This is a genomic window from Salinicoccus sp. RF5 (assembly GCF_020786625.1).
Taxonomy (GTDB): Bacteria; Bacillota; Bacilli; order Staphylococcales; family Salinicoccaceae; genus Salinicoccus.
The window spans coordinates 430721-444295 of sequence record NZ_JAJGRC010000001.1; the positions used below are offsets into that span (position 1 = coordinate 430721).

At 43.5% G+C, this 13575-nt stretch carries 18 protein-coding genes; 7 read left to right on the forward strand and 11 right to left on the reverse strand.

Annotation, left to right across the window (positions count from 1 at the left end):
- Positions 1-21 precede the first annotated feature (21 nt).
- The 4 genes from LLU09_RS02380 to LLU09_RS02395 all read left to right on the forward strand — a co-directional run bounded on the left by LLU09_RS02380 (position 22) and on the right by LLU09_RS02395 (position 2614).
- Positions 22-510 carry a TRAP transporter small permease gene (locus LLU09_RS02380; protein ID WP_040104603.1) on the forward strand — a complete coding sequence of 163 codons (489 nt, stop codon included), beginning with the start codon at positions 22-24 and terminating at the stop codon, positions 508-510.
- The gene (locus LLU09_RS02385; protein WP_228310316.1) at positions 507-1793 is read left to right on the forward strand and encodes a TRAP transporter large permease; all 1287 of its coding nucleotides are present in this window, start codon (positions 507-509) and stop codon (positions 1791-1793) included. The genes LLU09_RS02380 and LLU09_RS02385 overlap by 4 nt, the downstream gene beginning before the upstream one ends.
- A 208-nt stretch (positions 1794-2001) precedes the next feature.
- The gene (locus LLU09_RS02390) at positions 2002-2208 is read left to right on the forward strand and encodes a helix-turn-helix transcriptional regulator (RefSeq protein ID WP_124010060.1); all 207 of its coding nucleotides are present in this window, start codon (positions 2002-2004) and stop codon (positions 2206-2208) included.
- Between the two features lie 28 nt (positions 2209-2236).
- A complete protein-coding gene (locus LLU09_RS02395) occupies positions 2237-2614 on the forward strand; it encodes a permease (protein ID WP_228310318.1) in 378 nt (125 codons plus the stop codon).
- Between the two features lie 46 nt (positions 2615-2660).
- On the opposite strand, the gene LLU09_RS02400 is transcribed toward LLU09_RS02395, so the two are convergent.
- The gene (locus tag LLU09_RS02400; protein WP_228310319.1) at positions 2661-3623 is read right to left on the reverse strand and encodes an ABC transporter permease; all 963 of its coding nucleotides are present in this window, start codon (positions 3621-3623) and stop codon (positions 2661-2663) included.
- Positions 3616-4533, reverse strand: a complete 918-nt coding sequence (locus LLU09_RS02405; protein WP_228310320.1) for an ABC transporter ATP-binding protein — start codon at positions 4531-4533, stop codon at positions 3616-3618. Before LLU09_RS02405 ends, LLU09_RS02400 begins: the two co-directional genes overlap by 8 nt.
- 189 nt (positions 4534-4722) lie before the next feature.
- Here LLU09_RS02405 and LLU09_RS02410 point away from each other — a divergent pair, with 189 nt between their 5' ends.
- Positions 4723-5232, forward strand: a complete 510-nt coding sequence (locus LLU09_RS02410; protein ID WP_228310321.1) for a GNAT family N-acetyltransferase — start codon at positions 4723-4725, stop codon at positions 5230-5232.
- Between the two features lie 34 nt (positions 5233-5266).
- Here the strand turns inward: LLU09_RS02410 and LLU09_RS02415 are convergent, their stop codons facing one another.
- The 4 genes from LLU09_RS02415 to LLU09_RS02430 all read right to left on the reverse strand — a co-directional run bounded on the left by LLU09_RS02415 (position 5267) and on the right by LLU09_RS02430 (position 9188).
- On the reverse strand, positions 5267-5947 hold the full coding sequence (locus LLU09_RS02415; RefSeq protein WP_228310322.1) for an ABC transporter ATP-binding protein: 681 nt from the start codon (positions 5945-5947) through the stop codon (positions 5267-5269).
- A 1-nt stretch (position 5948) separates the two neighbouring features.
- The gene (locus LLU09_RS02420) at positions 5949-6977 is read right to left on the reverse strand and encodes an ABC transporter permease (RefSeq protein WP_228310323.1); all 1029 of its coding nucleotides are present in this window, start codon (positions 6975-6977) and stop codon (positions 5949-5951) included.
- 154 nt (positions 6978-7131) lie between these two features.
- Positions 7132-8511, reverse strand: a complete 1380-nt coding sequence (locus tag LLU09_RS02425) for a sensor histidine kinase (RefSeq protein WP_228310324.1) — start codon at positions 8509-8511, stop codon at positions 7132-7134.
- Positions 8511-9188: a response regulator transcription factor gene (locus LLU09_RS02430; RefSeq protein ID WP_228310325.1), complete on the reverse strand. Its 678-nt coding sequence runs from the start codon at positions 9186-9188 to the stop codon at positions 8511-8513. Before LLU09_RS02430 ends, LLU09_RS02425 begins: the two co-directional genes overlap by 1 nt.
- Positions 9189-9409: 221 nt before the next feature.
- Here LLU09_RS02430 and LLU09_RS02435 point away from each other — a divergent pair, with 221 nt between their 5' ends.
- On the forward strand, positions 9410-9715 hold the full coding sequence (locus tag LLU09_RS02435) for a hypothetical protein (RefSeq protein ID WP_031545150.1): 306 nt from the start codon (positions 9410-9412) through the stop codon (positions 9713-9715).
- A 647-nt stretch (positions 9716-10362) separates the two neighbouring features.
- Here LLU09_RS02435 and LLU09_RS02440 read toward each other — a convergent pair.
- From LLU09_RS02440 to LLU09_RS02455, 4 genes are all read right to left on the reverse strand, one after another.
- Positions 10363-10785, reverse strand: a complete 423-nt coding sequence (locus LLU09_RS02440) for a hypothetical protein (RefSeq protein WP_228310326.1) — start codon at positions 10783-10785, stop codon at positions 10363-10365.
- Entirely contained in the window at positions 10778-10990 is a 213-nt protein-coding gene (locus tag LLU09_RS02445; protein WP_031545153.1) for a helix-turn-helix transcriptional regulator, read from the reverse strand. Before LLU09_RS02445 ends, LLU09_RS02440 begins: the two co-directional genes overlap by 8 nt.
- 309 nt (positions 10991-11299) lie before the next feature.
- The gene (locus LLU09_RS02450) at positions 11300-11581 is read right to left on the reverse strand and encodes a hypothetical protein (RefSeq protein WP_228310327.1); all 282 of its coding nucleotides are present in this window, start codon (positions 11579-11581) and stop codon (positions 11300-11302) included.
- Between the two features lie 127 nt (positions 11582-11708).
- A complete protein-coding gene (locus LLU09_RS02455) occupies positions 11709-12017 on the reverse strand; it encodes a hypothetical protein (RefSeq protein ID WP_228310328.1) in 309 nt (102 codons plus the stop codon).
- 787 nt (positions 12018-12804) lie between these two features.
- On the opposite strand from LLU09_RS02455, the gene LLU09_RS02460 reads away from it, so the two are divergent.
- Positions 12805-12978, forward strand: coding sequence for a hypothetical protein (locus tag LLU09_RS02460; protein ID WP_228310329.1), 174 nt, complete (start codon positions 12805-12807; stop codon positions 12976-12978).
- A gap of 339 nt (positions 12979-13317) precedes the next feature.
- On the opposite strand, the gene LLU09_RS02465 is transcribed toward LLU09_RS02460, so the two are convergent.
- The gene (locus LLU09_RS02465) at positions 13318-13497 is read right to left on the reverse strand and encodes a PspC domain-containing protein (RefSeq protein WP_228310330.1); all 180 of its coding nucleotides are present in this window, start codon (positions 13495-13497) and stop codon (positions 13318-13320) included.
- Positions 13498-13575 lie beyond the last annotated feature (78 nt).

The window sequence follows — 13575 nt, forward strand, 5'->3', positions numbered from 1 at the left end:
ACCTACAGAAGGAGCGGAACAATGATCAAAAAATTCAATAGAATTGAAGAAGGTTTTCTCATCGCGACTCTTGTCCTTATGGTAGCGCTCATTTTCGGACAAGTCATCGGAAGGTATATATTCCAGAACGCCCCAAGCTGGACGGAGGAAGCCGCACGCTATATACACATATTCCAAGTCTGGATCGGTGCAGGCTACGCAGTGAAACTGAGGGAGCATATCAAAGTCTCGGCATTCATCGACCTCTTCCATGGAATGACCCGGAAGGTGCTTGATATGGTCGCCCTCATCATCTGGTTCCTGATGGTCCTGCTCGTTGCGATTTTTGGAACCGAGCTTGTCATGACGACACTGCAGTATGGCCAGGTCGCCCCAGCAACTCAGATTCCATTCTGGCTGCCATATCTCGCCGTCCCGCTCGGCGCCTTGAGCATGATGATACGCCTCATCCTGCAGATGATTGAAATCATCAAAAAAGACTATGACAAACCTGGGGAGGCGGCATCATGACAGTAGCTATATTATTCGGTGTCTTCATACTCTGTTTCCTGATCGGTGTACCCATAGCCATCTCGCTCGGGGTTTCAGCACTCGCAGCCATATGGTTCGGCACCGACCTGCCGATCAGCCTGATTGCCCAGAAGGCATTCACATCACTCGACTCCTTCCCGCTTCTCGCCATCCCGTTCTTCATTCTGGCGGGTGTACTCATGGGTAAGGGCGGCATTTCGAAAAGACTGCTTGACCTGGCGACTGCCCTGGTAGGCTGGATGACCGGTGGGCTGTCACTCGTTACCATTGTTGCATGCATGTTCTTTGCTGCCATTGCCGGTTCAGGTCCGGCGACGGTTGCGGCAATAGGCGGATTCATGATTCCGGCGATGATCGCAAGAAACTACGATCAGGGCTTCGCCTCCGCCGTTCCTGCAACGGCGGGTTCCATGGGCGTCATCATCCCGCCAAGCATTCCGCTCGTCCTCTATGGCGCAATCGGCAACGTGTCCGTCGGTGCACTGTTCATGGCAGGCATCCTGCCTGGAATGCTCGTCGGCATCGCCATTATGCTGACGGCCTACTTCATCTCCAAGGCGAAAGGATACAAGCCTTCGGAAGATAAACGTACATTCGACTTCAAGGATGTGCTGAAGGCACTGAACGAGGCCAAATGGGCGCTGCTCATCCCCGTTATCATACTCGGCGGAATCTACGGCGGTATATTCACACCGACGGAAGCAGCTGTCACAGCCGTCGTCTACGCCCTGATCGTCGGCATATTCATCTATAAGGAACTGGATTTCAAGGCGATCTACGATGGCTTCATGGAAACCATCATGATCAATGCGACCACGATGATCATCATCAGCTTTTCCGTATCATTCGCATTCTTCATGACGCTAGAACAGATACCTAACAGCATCGCAACCTACCTGACGAATCTGTCATCCAACCCGGTTGCCATACTGTTCATCGTCATCCTGTTCCTGCTCGTCGTCGGCATGTTCATCGATACGATTTCAGCATTGGTCGTACTCACACCAATCCTGCTGCCGGTTGTCACAGCCGTCGGCGTCGATCCGATCCACTTCGGCATCATACTTGTCGTCGCACTCGCCATCGGCTTCGTGACTCCCCCACTCGGCGTCAACCTATTCGTCGCCTCGAGTGTCGGGAAAGTGTCGATCGAAAAGACAACAGTCGCAGTCATACCATTCATCATCGTCATGGTGCTGTGCCTGATCCTGATCGCGTTCATACCACAGCTTTCCATGTGGATGGCCGGACTGACGCAATGATTCTGAAACATTATAGTTTAATGTATTCTAACTTAAAAGACGGGTTCCTAAAAACAGGAACCCGTCTTTTTAAATATACTGGTGAATTTATTCGATCTGTATGAAACTTGAACTTCTACTTTTATATTTGGGGGCTCCTATTATTGTAAAGTGTACTTGACGTAAAATTTACTTTACAATAAAATGAAAACAAAGAGGTGGTATGCTATTGAAAAACAATGTAGCAGAACATAGAAAGAAAATGGGATACTCACAGGATAGACTCGCTGAAAAACTGGGAGTATCAAGGCAGACCATCATCTCCATAGAGAAAGGCAGATACAATCCTTCTCTGCCGCTGGCGATGATATTGGCGGAATTATTCAAAGTGAGGGTCGAACAGATTTTCTTTCTGGAGGATAAGGATTATAAGTGATCCAAATGATTAGGAGGCATATTTAAATATGAATAGTCCGAGAGCGTCGTTTCTTATACTCGGTGTTTTCTTTATTGTATTGGCCGGCCTTACGGGATTTGCAGCAATCATGGCAGAGTCACCACCGGCAGGCATATTCTATGTGACTATTGCTATGGCAGTCGTGAGTTTCAGCATGGCATATCTATATCCACAGTTTATTCAGAAGGATGAAAGGATGAAGCTGATCAGACAGAAGGGAACCATGGCCTCATTCGTCGCCATGGTAATCTACTTCATATTTTTTACGACAGCTCTCCAGTTCAACTGGATTGATGCACCAGCCTATTACCTGTTTCAGGTGTTCGGTGCACTGATGATATCTACCGTGTTCATATCATTAGTCATCTATGCAAAAGTGTATTAAAAAATCAGGATGAAGCAGAAGCTTCATCCTGATTTTATTTGCTTTCTTAAGCCACATCCCGCTTCGTGAACACAGCCCAGGAGGCAATGATGAATATAATCATGTATACTGCGATGACTCCTACTGAGAATCCGACGGTCATCTCTTCACGTATCGGCCCATATGGTGTGAAGTACACGGACAGGTCAGTGTTGGCGAAGAGTATATATTTGGACCAGGCATATTGGGCCAAAGCCTGGGCTGCAGTGGTTCCGACGAACATGAGGAACATTGAGAGCCCGATTGCAAGGGCGCTGCTCCTGAAGATGCTGGAAATCATGAAGCCGAATGTCGCCAGTACGATAATGTTAAGGGTTTTAAAGCCATACTGCATGAAAATTTCAGACAGCATCCCATTGCTCGACATGCCTTCAGGACGATTGACGATGATTTCCGGATTGATGGCCGGCAGTCCGTATGCAATCAGTCCTACGATGACGCTCGATGCAATCAGGAATAATAATGTGAACAGTGTGAACAGCAGGACGGCGACGTATTTTGAAAGCAGTATCGTGCTCCTTGAAATCGGTCGGATCAGTAGCTGTTTGATCGTGCCCCATCTGAATTCATTGGCGACAATGCCACCGGCAACAATGATGACGAACAGACTGACGAGTGATGTAGTGAAGAGGTTGTCCAGAACGAAATCGCCGGCGTTGTAGCCATATGGACGGATATCATTTTCAAGGTGGTACGTGTTTTCCTCTATCAGGGTCATATTAGTGGATTCTATGAAAGGATCCTCTTCCCCTTCCGTCTCAATCTGTTCCATCAGTGTTTGGTTCTCTTCCTGCAGTTCAGTCTCCCAGTCACCGGAATAGGACGTCTCCGAATCCACCGAATCGGTGACGGTATTCATGATCAGGCTGAAGATGACGAGTGCGACCAGGAACAGGTACATGACCCAGGTCGATTTCAGTACGTAGATTTTAGCGAGTTCATTTCTGACGAGGTCGAATAGCTTAGTCAATTACATTCTCTCCAATCATCTCGAGGAATCTTTCTTCCAGGGTGGTCTGCGTGACATTGACGCCGTATACCTCGATATCCCGATGGACCAGCGTCGTCACCAGATGCGGTATGTCATCCCTTTTCAACTGGATTTGCAGACGATCGACCGTCTCCAGCACTTCAACATTCGGCATCGTCCGTAGCACCTCAATGGCTTCCTCTTGCGGATTCACATCCAGATTGACGATGGCAGTATCAGTATCGGTTTCTTCATTCAAATCGTTGGTTGCGATGAGCTTACCGTTTTTGATGATGCCAATCCGGTCACACATCAGCTCGATTTCACTGAGCAGATGGCTGGATACGATGACGGAGACATTCTCTTCCACTGCCAGTCTGCGTATGTAGCGTCTAATCTCACGGATGCCCGCAGGATCCAGTCCGTTCGTCGGTTCATCCAGTATGAGCACCGATGGGCGGTGGAGCAGTGCCTGTGCAATACCGAGGCGCTGGCGCATCCCGAGTGAATACTTTCCGACCTTGGTTCCGATCGCTTTATCCAGACCGACCAGCTTGATGACTTCCCTGATGCGCTCATCTGTAATGCCATTCGACATGCGTGCGAAATGCTTCAGATTCTGCCAGCCTGTCATGAACGGATACATTTCAGGGTTCTCGACGATTGCCCCCACTTCGCTGATTGCCTTTCTGTATTCCTTTTTGATGCTGTGGCCCTTGATGACGACATCACCCTCCGTAATGCCAATCAGTCCTACCATCATGCGGATTGTAGTTGTCTTGCCGGCGCCATTCGGGCCGATGAATCCGAAAACCTCCCCTGGACGTATCTCAAAGTTCAGGTTCCGGATGATCTGCTTTCGACCGATGTCCTTATGTAGATCTATGATTTTCATAGTAGATTCAGACATATCAAATCGCTCCTTTCGATGAATTTGTGGGAGTGTGTAATTCTTAATACTCCATTTTATAGACTACCACATTAAAAAAGGTAATATCTTCTTTCAGCTAAAAATCTTCCATTTTGCATCCAGATACTTCTGATAGAATGGTGATAATGGAATCAGTACTGACCATCTATTATTAGAGGAAGTGAAGTCATGATCAGAAATGCTGAGGCCCAGGACCTCGAACATATCCTTGTCATTTATAATGATGCCATCCTCAACTCCACCGCCACATATTCCTATGAAGTTGAAGACCTTGAAGCCAGAGAACAATGGCTCAAAGAGAAGCAACAGAAAAAAGAGCCGGTCATTGTATATGAGGAAGCAGGCCATGTAGTCGCCTTCGCCACCTATGGCACTTTCAGAAATAAACCTGCCTACCGTTATACTGTTGAACACTCAATCTATGTCGGAGAATCCGCAAGGTGTAAAGGAGTGGCTACACAGCTCCTTGAAGAACTCATCCGCATTGCGGGAACAGAAGGATACAGAGTTATGGTGGCTGGAATCGATGCATCCAACAGCGGGAGTGTCAGATTGCACGAGAAGTTCGGGTTTGTCCATGCAGGTACATTGAAGAACGTCGGATTCAAGTTCGACAGATGGCTCGACCTAAGCTTCTACCAGCTGGATCTGTACGAAAAAGAAGCATCGCACAGATAATTTTTTCTTGCGATACTTCTTCTTTTCATCATACTTACTCTTTCCCGATGACCCCGTCCTTCATCTGTACGATGGTGTCAGCATATTCAAGGGTTTCTTCCTCATGTGTCACCATCAGTACTGTGATGTTCCTCTCCATGGATAAGGTCCTCAGCAGTTTCATCACTTCCATCGAGCGTTTCGAATCAAGGCTCGCCGTCGGTTCATCGGCAAACAGCATCTCAGGCTTATGGACGACTGCCCGGGCAATCGCAACCCTCTGCTTCTCTCCGCCGGAGAGGGTACCAGGATAACTGTCCCTATGTCCCCACATGTCTACCAGGTCAAGTATGCTTTTGATTTCCTCATTTCTTCTGTCTTTGCTCCATTTCAATTCTGCTGTATCCATCATCAACTCCAGCTGCTCCTGCACCGTCAAAAATGGTACGAGGTGCGCATGCTGGAATACAAAACCGAACTTTTTGGCCCGTATTGCCCGTACCTGGCGGGGGTTCATATCTGTCAGCGCTTCGTTTTGAAATATGATTGTGCCGGCCGTCGATTTCTGCAGACCTGCTGCTATTGTGAGCAAAGTGCTTTTTCCAGACCCGGAAGCACCGGTGAGTGCAGTGATTTCACCTTTGGTGATTTCCAGATTGATGCCCTTCAAAACCTTTTCTTTTCTATTGGCACTGCTGAATATCTTTTCAAGTCCATCGATTGATAGGATCGGCATCCTACACACCTCCTTGGTTTATAGCCTGCATCGGTTCCACTCTGCTGATCTGTATTCCCGACACGCTGGAACCGGCGAATCCAATGATGATGAAGACAAGCGACATCATGGAAGCAGAACCGGCCGTCAACATGGATGGCATGCCTGACGGCATGATCAGGGCAAGCAGTTGGCTGAGCCCTACTGATAAAATGAGGGCGATGGTTGTGATGATGGCCATCTGAGCCCACATCATCCTGAAGAGGGTTGCTGTTTTGACGCCGACGGCCTTCAGGATGCCATACATTGCAATTTTCTGGACGTTGATCATATAGAAGAAGATGCCGAAAAGCATGCCACTGATGATGAACAGGAATACGACGATCATGTTCAATGACAGCTGTTCTGCACTGTAACTTGGAATGGTATTCATGAATTCATCGTTTGTATATCTCTCAAGCCCCGCCACTGCAGGCGCGTCTTCACCTTCTACAAAAGCGATCTGATATGCATCCGTACGATACATCTCCTCGAAATCTGCACGATCTACAAACGCGACCGGAGAATGACTGAACTTCTGCTGTTCGATGAATGACTCCACTTGCAATTCGCCATCCAACAGTCTGTTGGTCAGCCCCTCATCTTCCTTGATGGCCGATTCCATCAGTGAAGCATCCAAAATGGTCTCCCCTTCCTCCACTTGAGGAAAGAGACTTCCGTCTGAATTGACGAATGCAACGCCATGCCGCTTCCCATCGTCACTTTCGAGCTCTCCCATCTGTATGGAGAAAAATGCAGCTTCCGGTACCGCTTCTTTGATTTCCGCCCTTTTCTTTTCATCCAAACCGGAAAAATTATACTGTGATTCCGCTTCCGCCTCCATATAGAAGGTGCCTTCGGGCATATCCTTGATGAGTGAGGCATTATCATATGACAGCCCGTTCGCCAGGCCGGCTATGATCATCGTCAGCAGGCTGATCAGGAAAATTATCGAACCCAGAATCACATATCTTGTCTTGAACTTCATCATCTCTTTCCATGCCATCTTCATTCCGACACCGCCTCTGCTGTACCGGCCGTTCCGGATGATCGTACTTCAGAAAGTCCTTTCCTCTTGTTTTCCATAAAAACATCCTCCCCAGTTCATCTGTATTTCATACTCTATACTTCGAATATGAACGCAATATGTACTGAGGAGGATTATTTTAATTTTTTGGGAGCACAACCCGGAATACAGTGCCATGATCATTTGATTGGACACTGATCGTTCCATTATGCAGCTCCACAACTTTCTGCACAATCGAGAGACCGAGGCCCGACCCTTGTATCTTCCCCGATCTTGAGGAATCTTCCCGGTAGAACCGTTCAAAGATGTGCTGCTTCGCTTCTTCTCCCATCCCGATGCCAGTATCCCTGAAGCTGACCTCTATATCATCCTCATGCTCAATCAGCTCTATCCCGATTTCACCAAACTTGCTGTTATATTTGATTGCATTGGACAGCAGGTTGTCCCATACCGCCTCGAGCAATGTTTCGTCCCCTGCAATAACAACATCTTGGATATCATGGGAAAGCATCAGATTGTCTTCATCAATCCTCCATTCATAGCGATGGATCAGCCGGCGCAACTGACTGCCGACATCGTATTCCTTCTTTTTCAGAAGATGCTCTTCATGATCCAGAGATGACAGCAGCAGCAGCTGGTTCGTCATTGCACTGATGCGGTCGGATTCACCATTGATGATTGAGAGATATTCCTGTGCTTTTCCATCACTGTCCAGTTCATTCTGAAGCAGTGCACTGTACCCTTTTATATTGGATAGCGGGGAATTTATATCATGGGTTATGTTGGAAATGAAATCTTTGCGCATATTTTCAGTCTGCCTGATTCTTTCTGCCATCTGGGCAAAGCTCTTCGTCAGTTCCCCCAGCTCATCCTTCCGCTTCGTTTCAAGTCCGCCGATATCGTAGCTGCCCTTGGACAGCGCCTTTGTGGCCGCACTCAGTCGGGTTACGGGGCGCACCATATATTTGGTCCCAATAAGCACGAAAATGATGCTCAAAACGATTGTGAGAAGGAAAAGCCAGCCGAACAGGAGGTGCATTTCATTGAAGAGCTTCTCTATATCCGGCCGCATGAACAGTGCGTAATTTTCCCCTTGATACTCCAAAGGCACACCGATGGTATTCTTAAGTTCGTTGGCAAAGAAACCGGTGACGAACGTCTCCCTCGGGAATCCCTGCATGCCATGATGGATGTTTCCATCCAGCACGGTTTCAACGACATGATTCGGAAGCGCATCTTCCCTGAATTCCGAGCCGTAGAACGTCCCATCACCCGAATCATCAGTCAAGTATAGCTGGTAACCGACAGCCGCCATATTCTCGAGATATTCATTGATGGACACTTCAGGATTACCCTCGATGAAGGTCGCCATCTCCTTGGCAATCTGCGTATTCTTCGCATCATTTTCCGGCTTCAAGTACTGCTGGTAATACGTGTTCGAAATGAAGAATGCAGTCAGAAAGCTGAGCATCATGATACCTATTGTCGTTGCAGCAAAAGTAGAATATAAGGAGCGCATCACTCATCCACCTCCAGGGAATATCCGACTCCCCTGACCGTATGGATGCGCGCTGGCACCGATAGTTGTCTGAAACGTTCCCTCAATCTTTTGATATGCACATCCACTGTCCGATTATCCCCTTCAAAATCCAGACCCCAGATGTCTTCGATCAACTGTTCTCGCGTAAAGACACGTTCGGGGTTCTTACCAAGCAAATACAGGAGCTCAAATTCCTTAAGGGGCAGCTTCACTGTCTTGGAACCGATCTTGATTGAATAGTTTTGCTGATAAAGCAGGACATTGCCGAGCCTGACCGGGGCCTCTTCCTTCACTGCACCATACCGGCGGAGCAGGGCCTTTATCCTGAATATAAGTTCCTTTGCTTCAAAAGGCTTGACCAGGTAGTCATCCGTACCGGCCGTGTAGGCCAATTCCTTGTCTTCAATCTGGCCTTTGGCCGTAAGGATGATGATGGGGATATTGTATATGTCACGAATCTCCTTCGTCAGTGCAATGCCATCCATATAGGGCATCATTACATCCACAACCGCTATGTCACATGGGTGCTCCTTGATATTTCTCAATGCATCTCTGCCGTCTGTCGATTCGACTGTCGCATATCCCTCTTCTTCAAGTTCCAGCCGAATAAATTCCCTTATGTTCTTATCATCATCCACAATCAAAACGCGTGCCATACTTTCGATCCTTTCACAAAGCATTCTAGTACAAACCCTTAAAATCATTTTCATCCATTCTATCATTATTGTATGAACCGAATATGAACAGATTTTCAGAACTATTCAATATATGGCCATACATAATAATTGGTATCTTCAAATCGCACTTCTATTGTTAAATACTTCAATTTTAGATAGAGTAAATACATAAGATTTTTATGGATTGGAGGGTGACCAATATGAAATTAAGCAACATTTTTCTGAGAGGCATCGCTATCATCTTATCGATTGTAGCGTTCGGTTTTTATATTTTTGTTATTACCGAGTTCACAGAGGGAACTATCCTCTCATTTCCTTACATATTGTTGACCATCTATTTTGTTGTATCTTTGGTGAGCTATCCTTTCATAGCTCTGGAAGATAATAAGGTGATTGAAAAAATTCGATTTCTTCCCAGCAGTTCCATTCTGCTTGTAAATTTTACGCTTGCGCCTTTTATATTATTCAAGCGCCTTTCAGACAAGAAAGAAAGCCGCGTACCATGAGTCTACCAATAAAAGGAGCCACATTCTTTTCTTCATTCGTTGTTTCAACTCCACATCTTTGATATCCGGTTCTTCCTCCTCTTTATTCTTGGCAGCAAGATACTGAAGAAGCGGAAGCATCGGAGGATTAGAAAGAGAGGCTCAGCAAGGAAAATCTCTTTGCTGATCCTCCCCTTTTTTGTACAGTACAATGACTTTCTGCACATTATTTTAATGGGATTTATGATGAAAGGAATGACGATCAATATACGGATAACATCCCCAAGAAACTTCAGTAACACTTCTCTCTCTTCTGTTTTCGGATGATGAAAACCAATTTTGTTTGAATTTTCAAAATTCGGTTATAGTTTATTATCAAGGAATTTTATGCCACATCTATATTCGAGATTTGAATAGGAACTACTTTATGGAGGAATGATAGGATGGAAAAAAGAAGACTGATCTTTATATTCATTTTAGGAATAATTATAGGAATGATTTCGGTCACACTTTTCGGTAATCTTTTTGTAAACATCATATTCTAGCAAATGATTTCATGGACGCAGGCGTAGACCTCTGCACTCTACAGTGTTGGGTATCTACTCCTTTTTCTGGTGGGACTGGATAGACGATCATTGAACCGACCCACCATCACTTATTGTACCTGCCTACCTGTTCTTTACAATGATGCCACCTATTGACCCGACAAGTATGTAAATCAGGAAAAAGATCCATAAATAGATTATTGATATCGATTCTTCGCCGAACAGTGAAAAAACTGATAATCCCAGTACCAGAATGGCAAGAGCTGCTTGAGAGAGTATGGACATGAAAACGAAAATGTTATGGGATATGCGTTCATCCGTCTCTGGTAAATCACTTTTTTCATGTCTGGCTATGAAAAATTCAAAAAGCAGCAGTAAGAATCCAGCTAAAGTTGCTCCAGCCATGACTTCAATCGGGAATCGACCTTGGATGAAATAAACCACAAGAGATCCCAGCAGCATCCCACCCACTATTCCCAAGACCATATACAATCTGCTCTTTCTGATGTTTTTAACTTGGCTCTCCTGATCGAATAGATTATTCATTTTCATCCTCCTCGAGAATAAAGACATTTTCCATAGGTTCGTCAAAGTATTTTAAAATTTTAAGAGAAAGCTCCAAGCTGGGATTATACTTATTTTTCTCAATCGCATTCATCGTTTGCCGTGTTACCTTAAGATCTTCGGCCATTTTGATTTGAGTGATTCCCTTCCTTGTGCGGATTTCTTTGATATGGTTTATTACTCCCAAGACTCCCCCTCCAAAAAGTAAAGATACCTTTACTATTATTATAATTAATGAATCCCTTTAAGTAAAGATATCTTTACGTTAATTTTACATCCCACGCATCTTAAAAACTGGGGTTTATTATAATAGGAGTCATATTGAATGGTGCAGTGTTAATATATGTGATTTTTTCAAAGTGTCCTTGACATGGGGTCCACATTAATCGTTTACCCACCGTTTGACTAGAATTCATACTTACGTCCTGAAAAAAACAACTTTAATCATCACAAATTTCTGCATTTAAATTCTCTATCATAAAATACTTCATCTAATTTATTCGAACATCATATTCCAAAATGAGGCTCCCCCACCAGAGATCCAAAACCATAGAACAATTAAAGAAATTAAAAACCAAGTAACTCTCCAAATATTGTTTTGCATTAAAAACTGAATACCGTAAAAAATTCCCCACCATAAAAAAGAAGTGTAGACTGCAAAATTGATGCTGGGAGATGAGACAGCACTCATTGCATTTCCAAACAAAGCGAGCAGGCCAAATACTGATATAGCAACTAGAACGATTATATTTAAACCATGAACATGCCAATTTTTCATGTTAAAGCCCCAATCTGAAAATATTTATTTAACTACTAAAATAGAAAAATCTAGCCTACGGTGTTTTTCACTACAATTATGTTTATGGAAACGATTTTACTCTATACTCTTTTTGTAATAAAGTGCGCTATGCACCCCATTGTAATAGACCAAAAAATAAGAAATATTGGAAAGCAAGAAAGCCAATATTCACTATTAGCGACAAAATAAGCATTCCTCTTCTTTCCTTTAAGACAAATAAACAAAAAATTCCAAGTATCAGAAATATGAAAGAAGCTATTGATAAAAGAATCAAAGGTAATGTTGGAGATATGTTATTATTGTAGTAAATTTCTCCCGGGACTAAATGTAAACTTCTTAAAATCACGATTAAAACAAACACAGCTATCATAATAAAAGTTCCTCTGGTTGTAATCAATCGCAGTTTATTTTTCATCGTTATTCATCCTTAATAAAATTGAAGGATCTGATTTTGTAAAAAGTTCAACTTTCATTTACACACAACCTAACAATAGATATATTATCTAATGAATTCCATATCTTTAAGAAACAAAAACAGCTTGTATCTTTGCATTTAATTACTCAATCGTAAAATATTCCATCTAATTTATTCGAATATCATATTCTAAAATGAAGTTCCTTCACCAAACATCGAATACCACAAACAATTATGTTTATAAAAACAAATTTGGCCAAAAATAGAAATAATACAATTGAAAGAAGGTGTAGAAATTTATGAGAAGTGCATCTTTGATAAGCTGGATCTCTTTGCTTAGTATCGTTTTTTCCATATTTTATTTTACACTCATTATGACGAGAGGGCCGATTATAACAGGAAGCCCGGCGATAGAAATTTATATTAGTCTTATTTCATTAGCTTTAGCTTTAGTACTTTCAATAATTGGTATTCTAAAAAAATCAGAGCCCAATCTTCTTCCTGGGGTGTCTCTCATTATAACAATAGCATTCGGTATCTTCTTTTTATTTGTCTATATCGTATCTGGCATGTCTACCGATTATTAATTTATATGACAAAATATAAGTGATTCTTAAAATCACAAGAAGGAAAAACATAAATATAATAGCAAACCATGATGAGAATGGTGCATCTAAGTTTGAATGTAAGTGGCAGTTATAAAATGTAGGTAATCGGCAATTTGAAATTGTTGGTTTACCTACATTTTTTGTATGCTTTTCTTATCCGGAAGAAAGAAGACAGATGGATGAGAGAAGACATACGCGAAGGAGTGAGACGCTATGTGATTGACGACATCAGATCCAACTTTGCTGCACTGGCCAGACAGTACAACTGCGACTACCGGACAGTGCAAACGGCGTATGAGGAAGCAAAAAAACCAAAAGCCAAGCAAGCTGGATACATATACGGAGACCATTGACTCGAAACTGGAGCTTCAGTGCAGTGTCTACAGTATTTACACATTCATCAGAAAGCAGGGCTATGATGGCAGTTATAGTCTTGTCAAACAATATTGCCGAAAGATTAGACAGAGGCGGCAGAAGAAGGCAACCATCCGTGTGATCCATTTACCGGAGCTCGCAATGCTTTTAATACATCTGATTTTTTATCGATTGCACTGATTCTTTTCAGTGTAATAAGATTAATAAAGTTTTCGAACAACAATTGAGCAGCTATCAATGCTACCTAAGCTATTTAAAATTGAAATACTTTATGAAGCGTTATAAGAGCGTCATCTTGAGTAACTTAGTCATTCTCTTTACAAGTAGTCGTCATCGAAGACGTAGTAAGCCAGTACAAAATATACAAGGATTGAAACAGGCATTGTAAATATGAAAATCAACCTTATCAAAATCGTAGGTATGCCTGTTTCTCTGGCAATTCCACCGCATACTCCATATATTGCTCTATCTTCAGATGCGGTCTTTATTTTCCTCATTATGTCCTCCCCCTCTTAATCTGTAAAATATTTATTATACGTATTCCCTGTAGGCATTGAAGTAATTAACATTTTGAT

Bases quoted from the DNA above. Each gene is read 5' to 3' on its own strand.
- LLU09_RS02380 (WP_040104603.1), top strand. From the start codon at position 22: ATGATCAAAAAATTCAATAGAATTGAAGAAGGTTTTCTCATCGCGACT.
- LLU09_RS02385 (WP_228310316.1), top strand. From the start codon at position 507: ATGACAGTAGCTATATTATTCGGTGTCTTCATACTCTGTTTCCTGATC.
- LLU09_RS02395 (WP_228310318.1), top strand. From the start codon at position 2,237: ATGAATAGTCCGAGAGCGTCGTTTCTTATACTCGGTGTTTTCTTTATT.
- LLU09_RS02405 (WP_228310320.1), bottom strand. From the start codon at position 4,533: ATGTCTGAATCTACTATGAAAATCATAGATCTACATAAGGACATCGGT.
- LLU09_RS02410 (WP_228310321.1), top strand. From the start codon at position 4,723: ATGATCAGAAATGCTGAGGCCCAGGACCTCGAACATATCCTTGTCATT.
- LLU09_RS02415 (WP_228310322.1), bottom strand. From the start codon at position 5,947: ATGCCGATCCTATCAATCGATGGACTTGAAAAGATATTCAGCAGTGCC.
- LLU09_RS02420 (WP_228310323.1), bottom strand. From the start codon at position 6,977: ATGAAGATGGCATGGAAAGAGATGATGAAGTTCAAGACAAGATATGTG.
- LLU09_RS02425 (WP_228310324.1), bottom strand. From the start codon at position 8,511: ATGCGCTCCTTATATTCTACTTTTGCTGCAACGACAATAGGTATCATG.
- LLU09_RS02430 (WP_228310325.1), bottom strand. From the start codon at position 9,188: ATGGCACGCGTTTTGATTGTGGATGATGATAAGAACATAAGGGAATTT.
- LLU09_RS02435 (WP_031545150.1), top strand. From the start codon at position 9,410: ATGAAATTAAGCAACATTTTTCTGAGAGGCATCGCTATCATCTTATCG.
- LLU09_RS02440 (WP_228310326.1), bottom strand. From the start codon at position 10,785: ATGAATAATCTATTCGATCAGGAGAGCCAAGTTAAAAACATCAGAAAG.
- LLU09_RS02450 (WP_228310327.1), bottom strand. From the start codon at position 11,581: ATGAAAAATTGGCATGTTCATGGTTTAAATATAATCGTTCTAGTTGCT.
- LLU09_RS02455 (WP_228310328.1), bottom strand. From the start codon at position 12,017: ATGAAAAATAAACTGCGATTGATTACAACCAGAGGAACTTTTATTATG.
- LLU09_RS02460 (WP_228310329.1), top strand. From the start codon at position 12,805: ATGAGAGAAGACATACGCGAAGGAGTGAGACGCTATGTGATTGACGAC.
- LLU09_RS02465 (WP_228310330.1), bottom strand. From the start codon at position 13,497: ATGAGGAAAATAAAGACCGCATCTGAAGATAGAGCAATATATGGAGTA.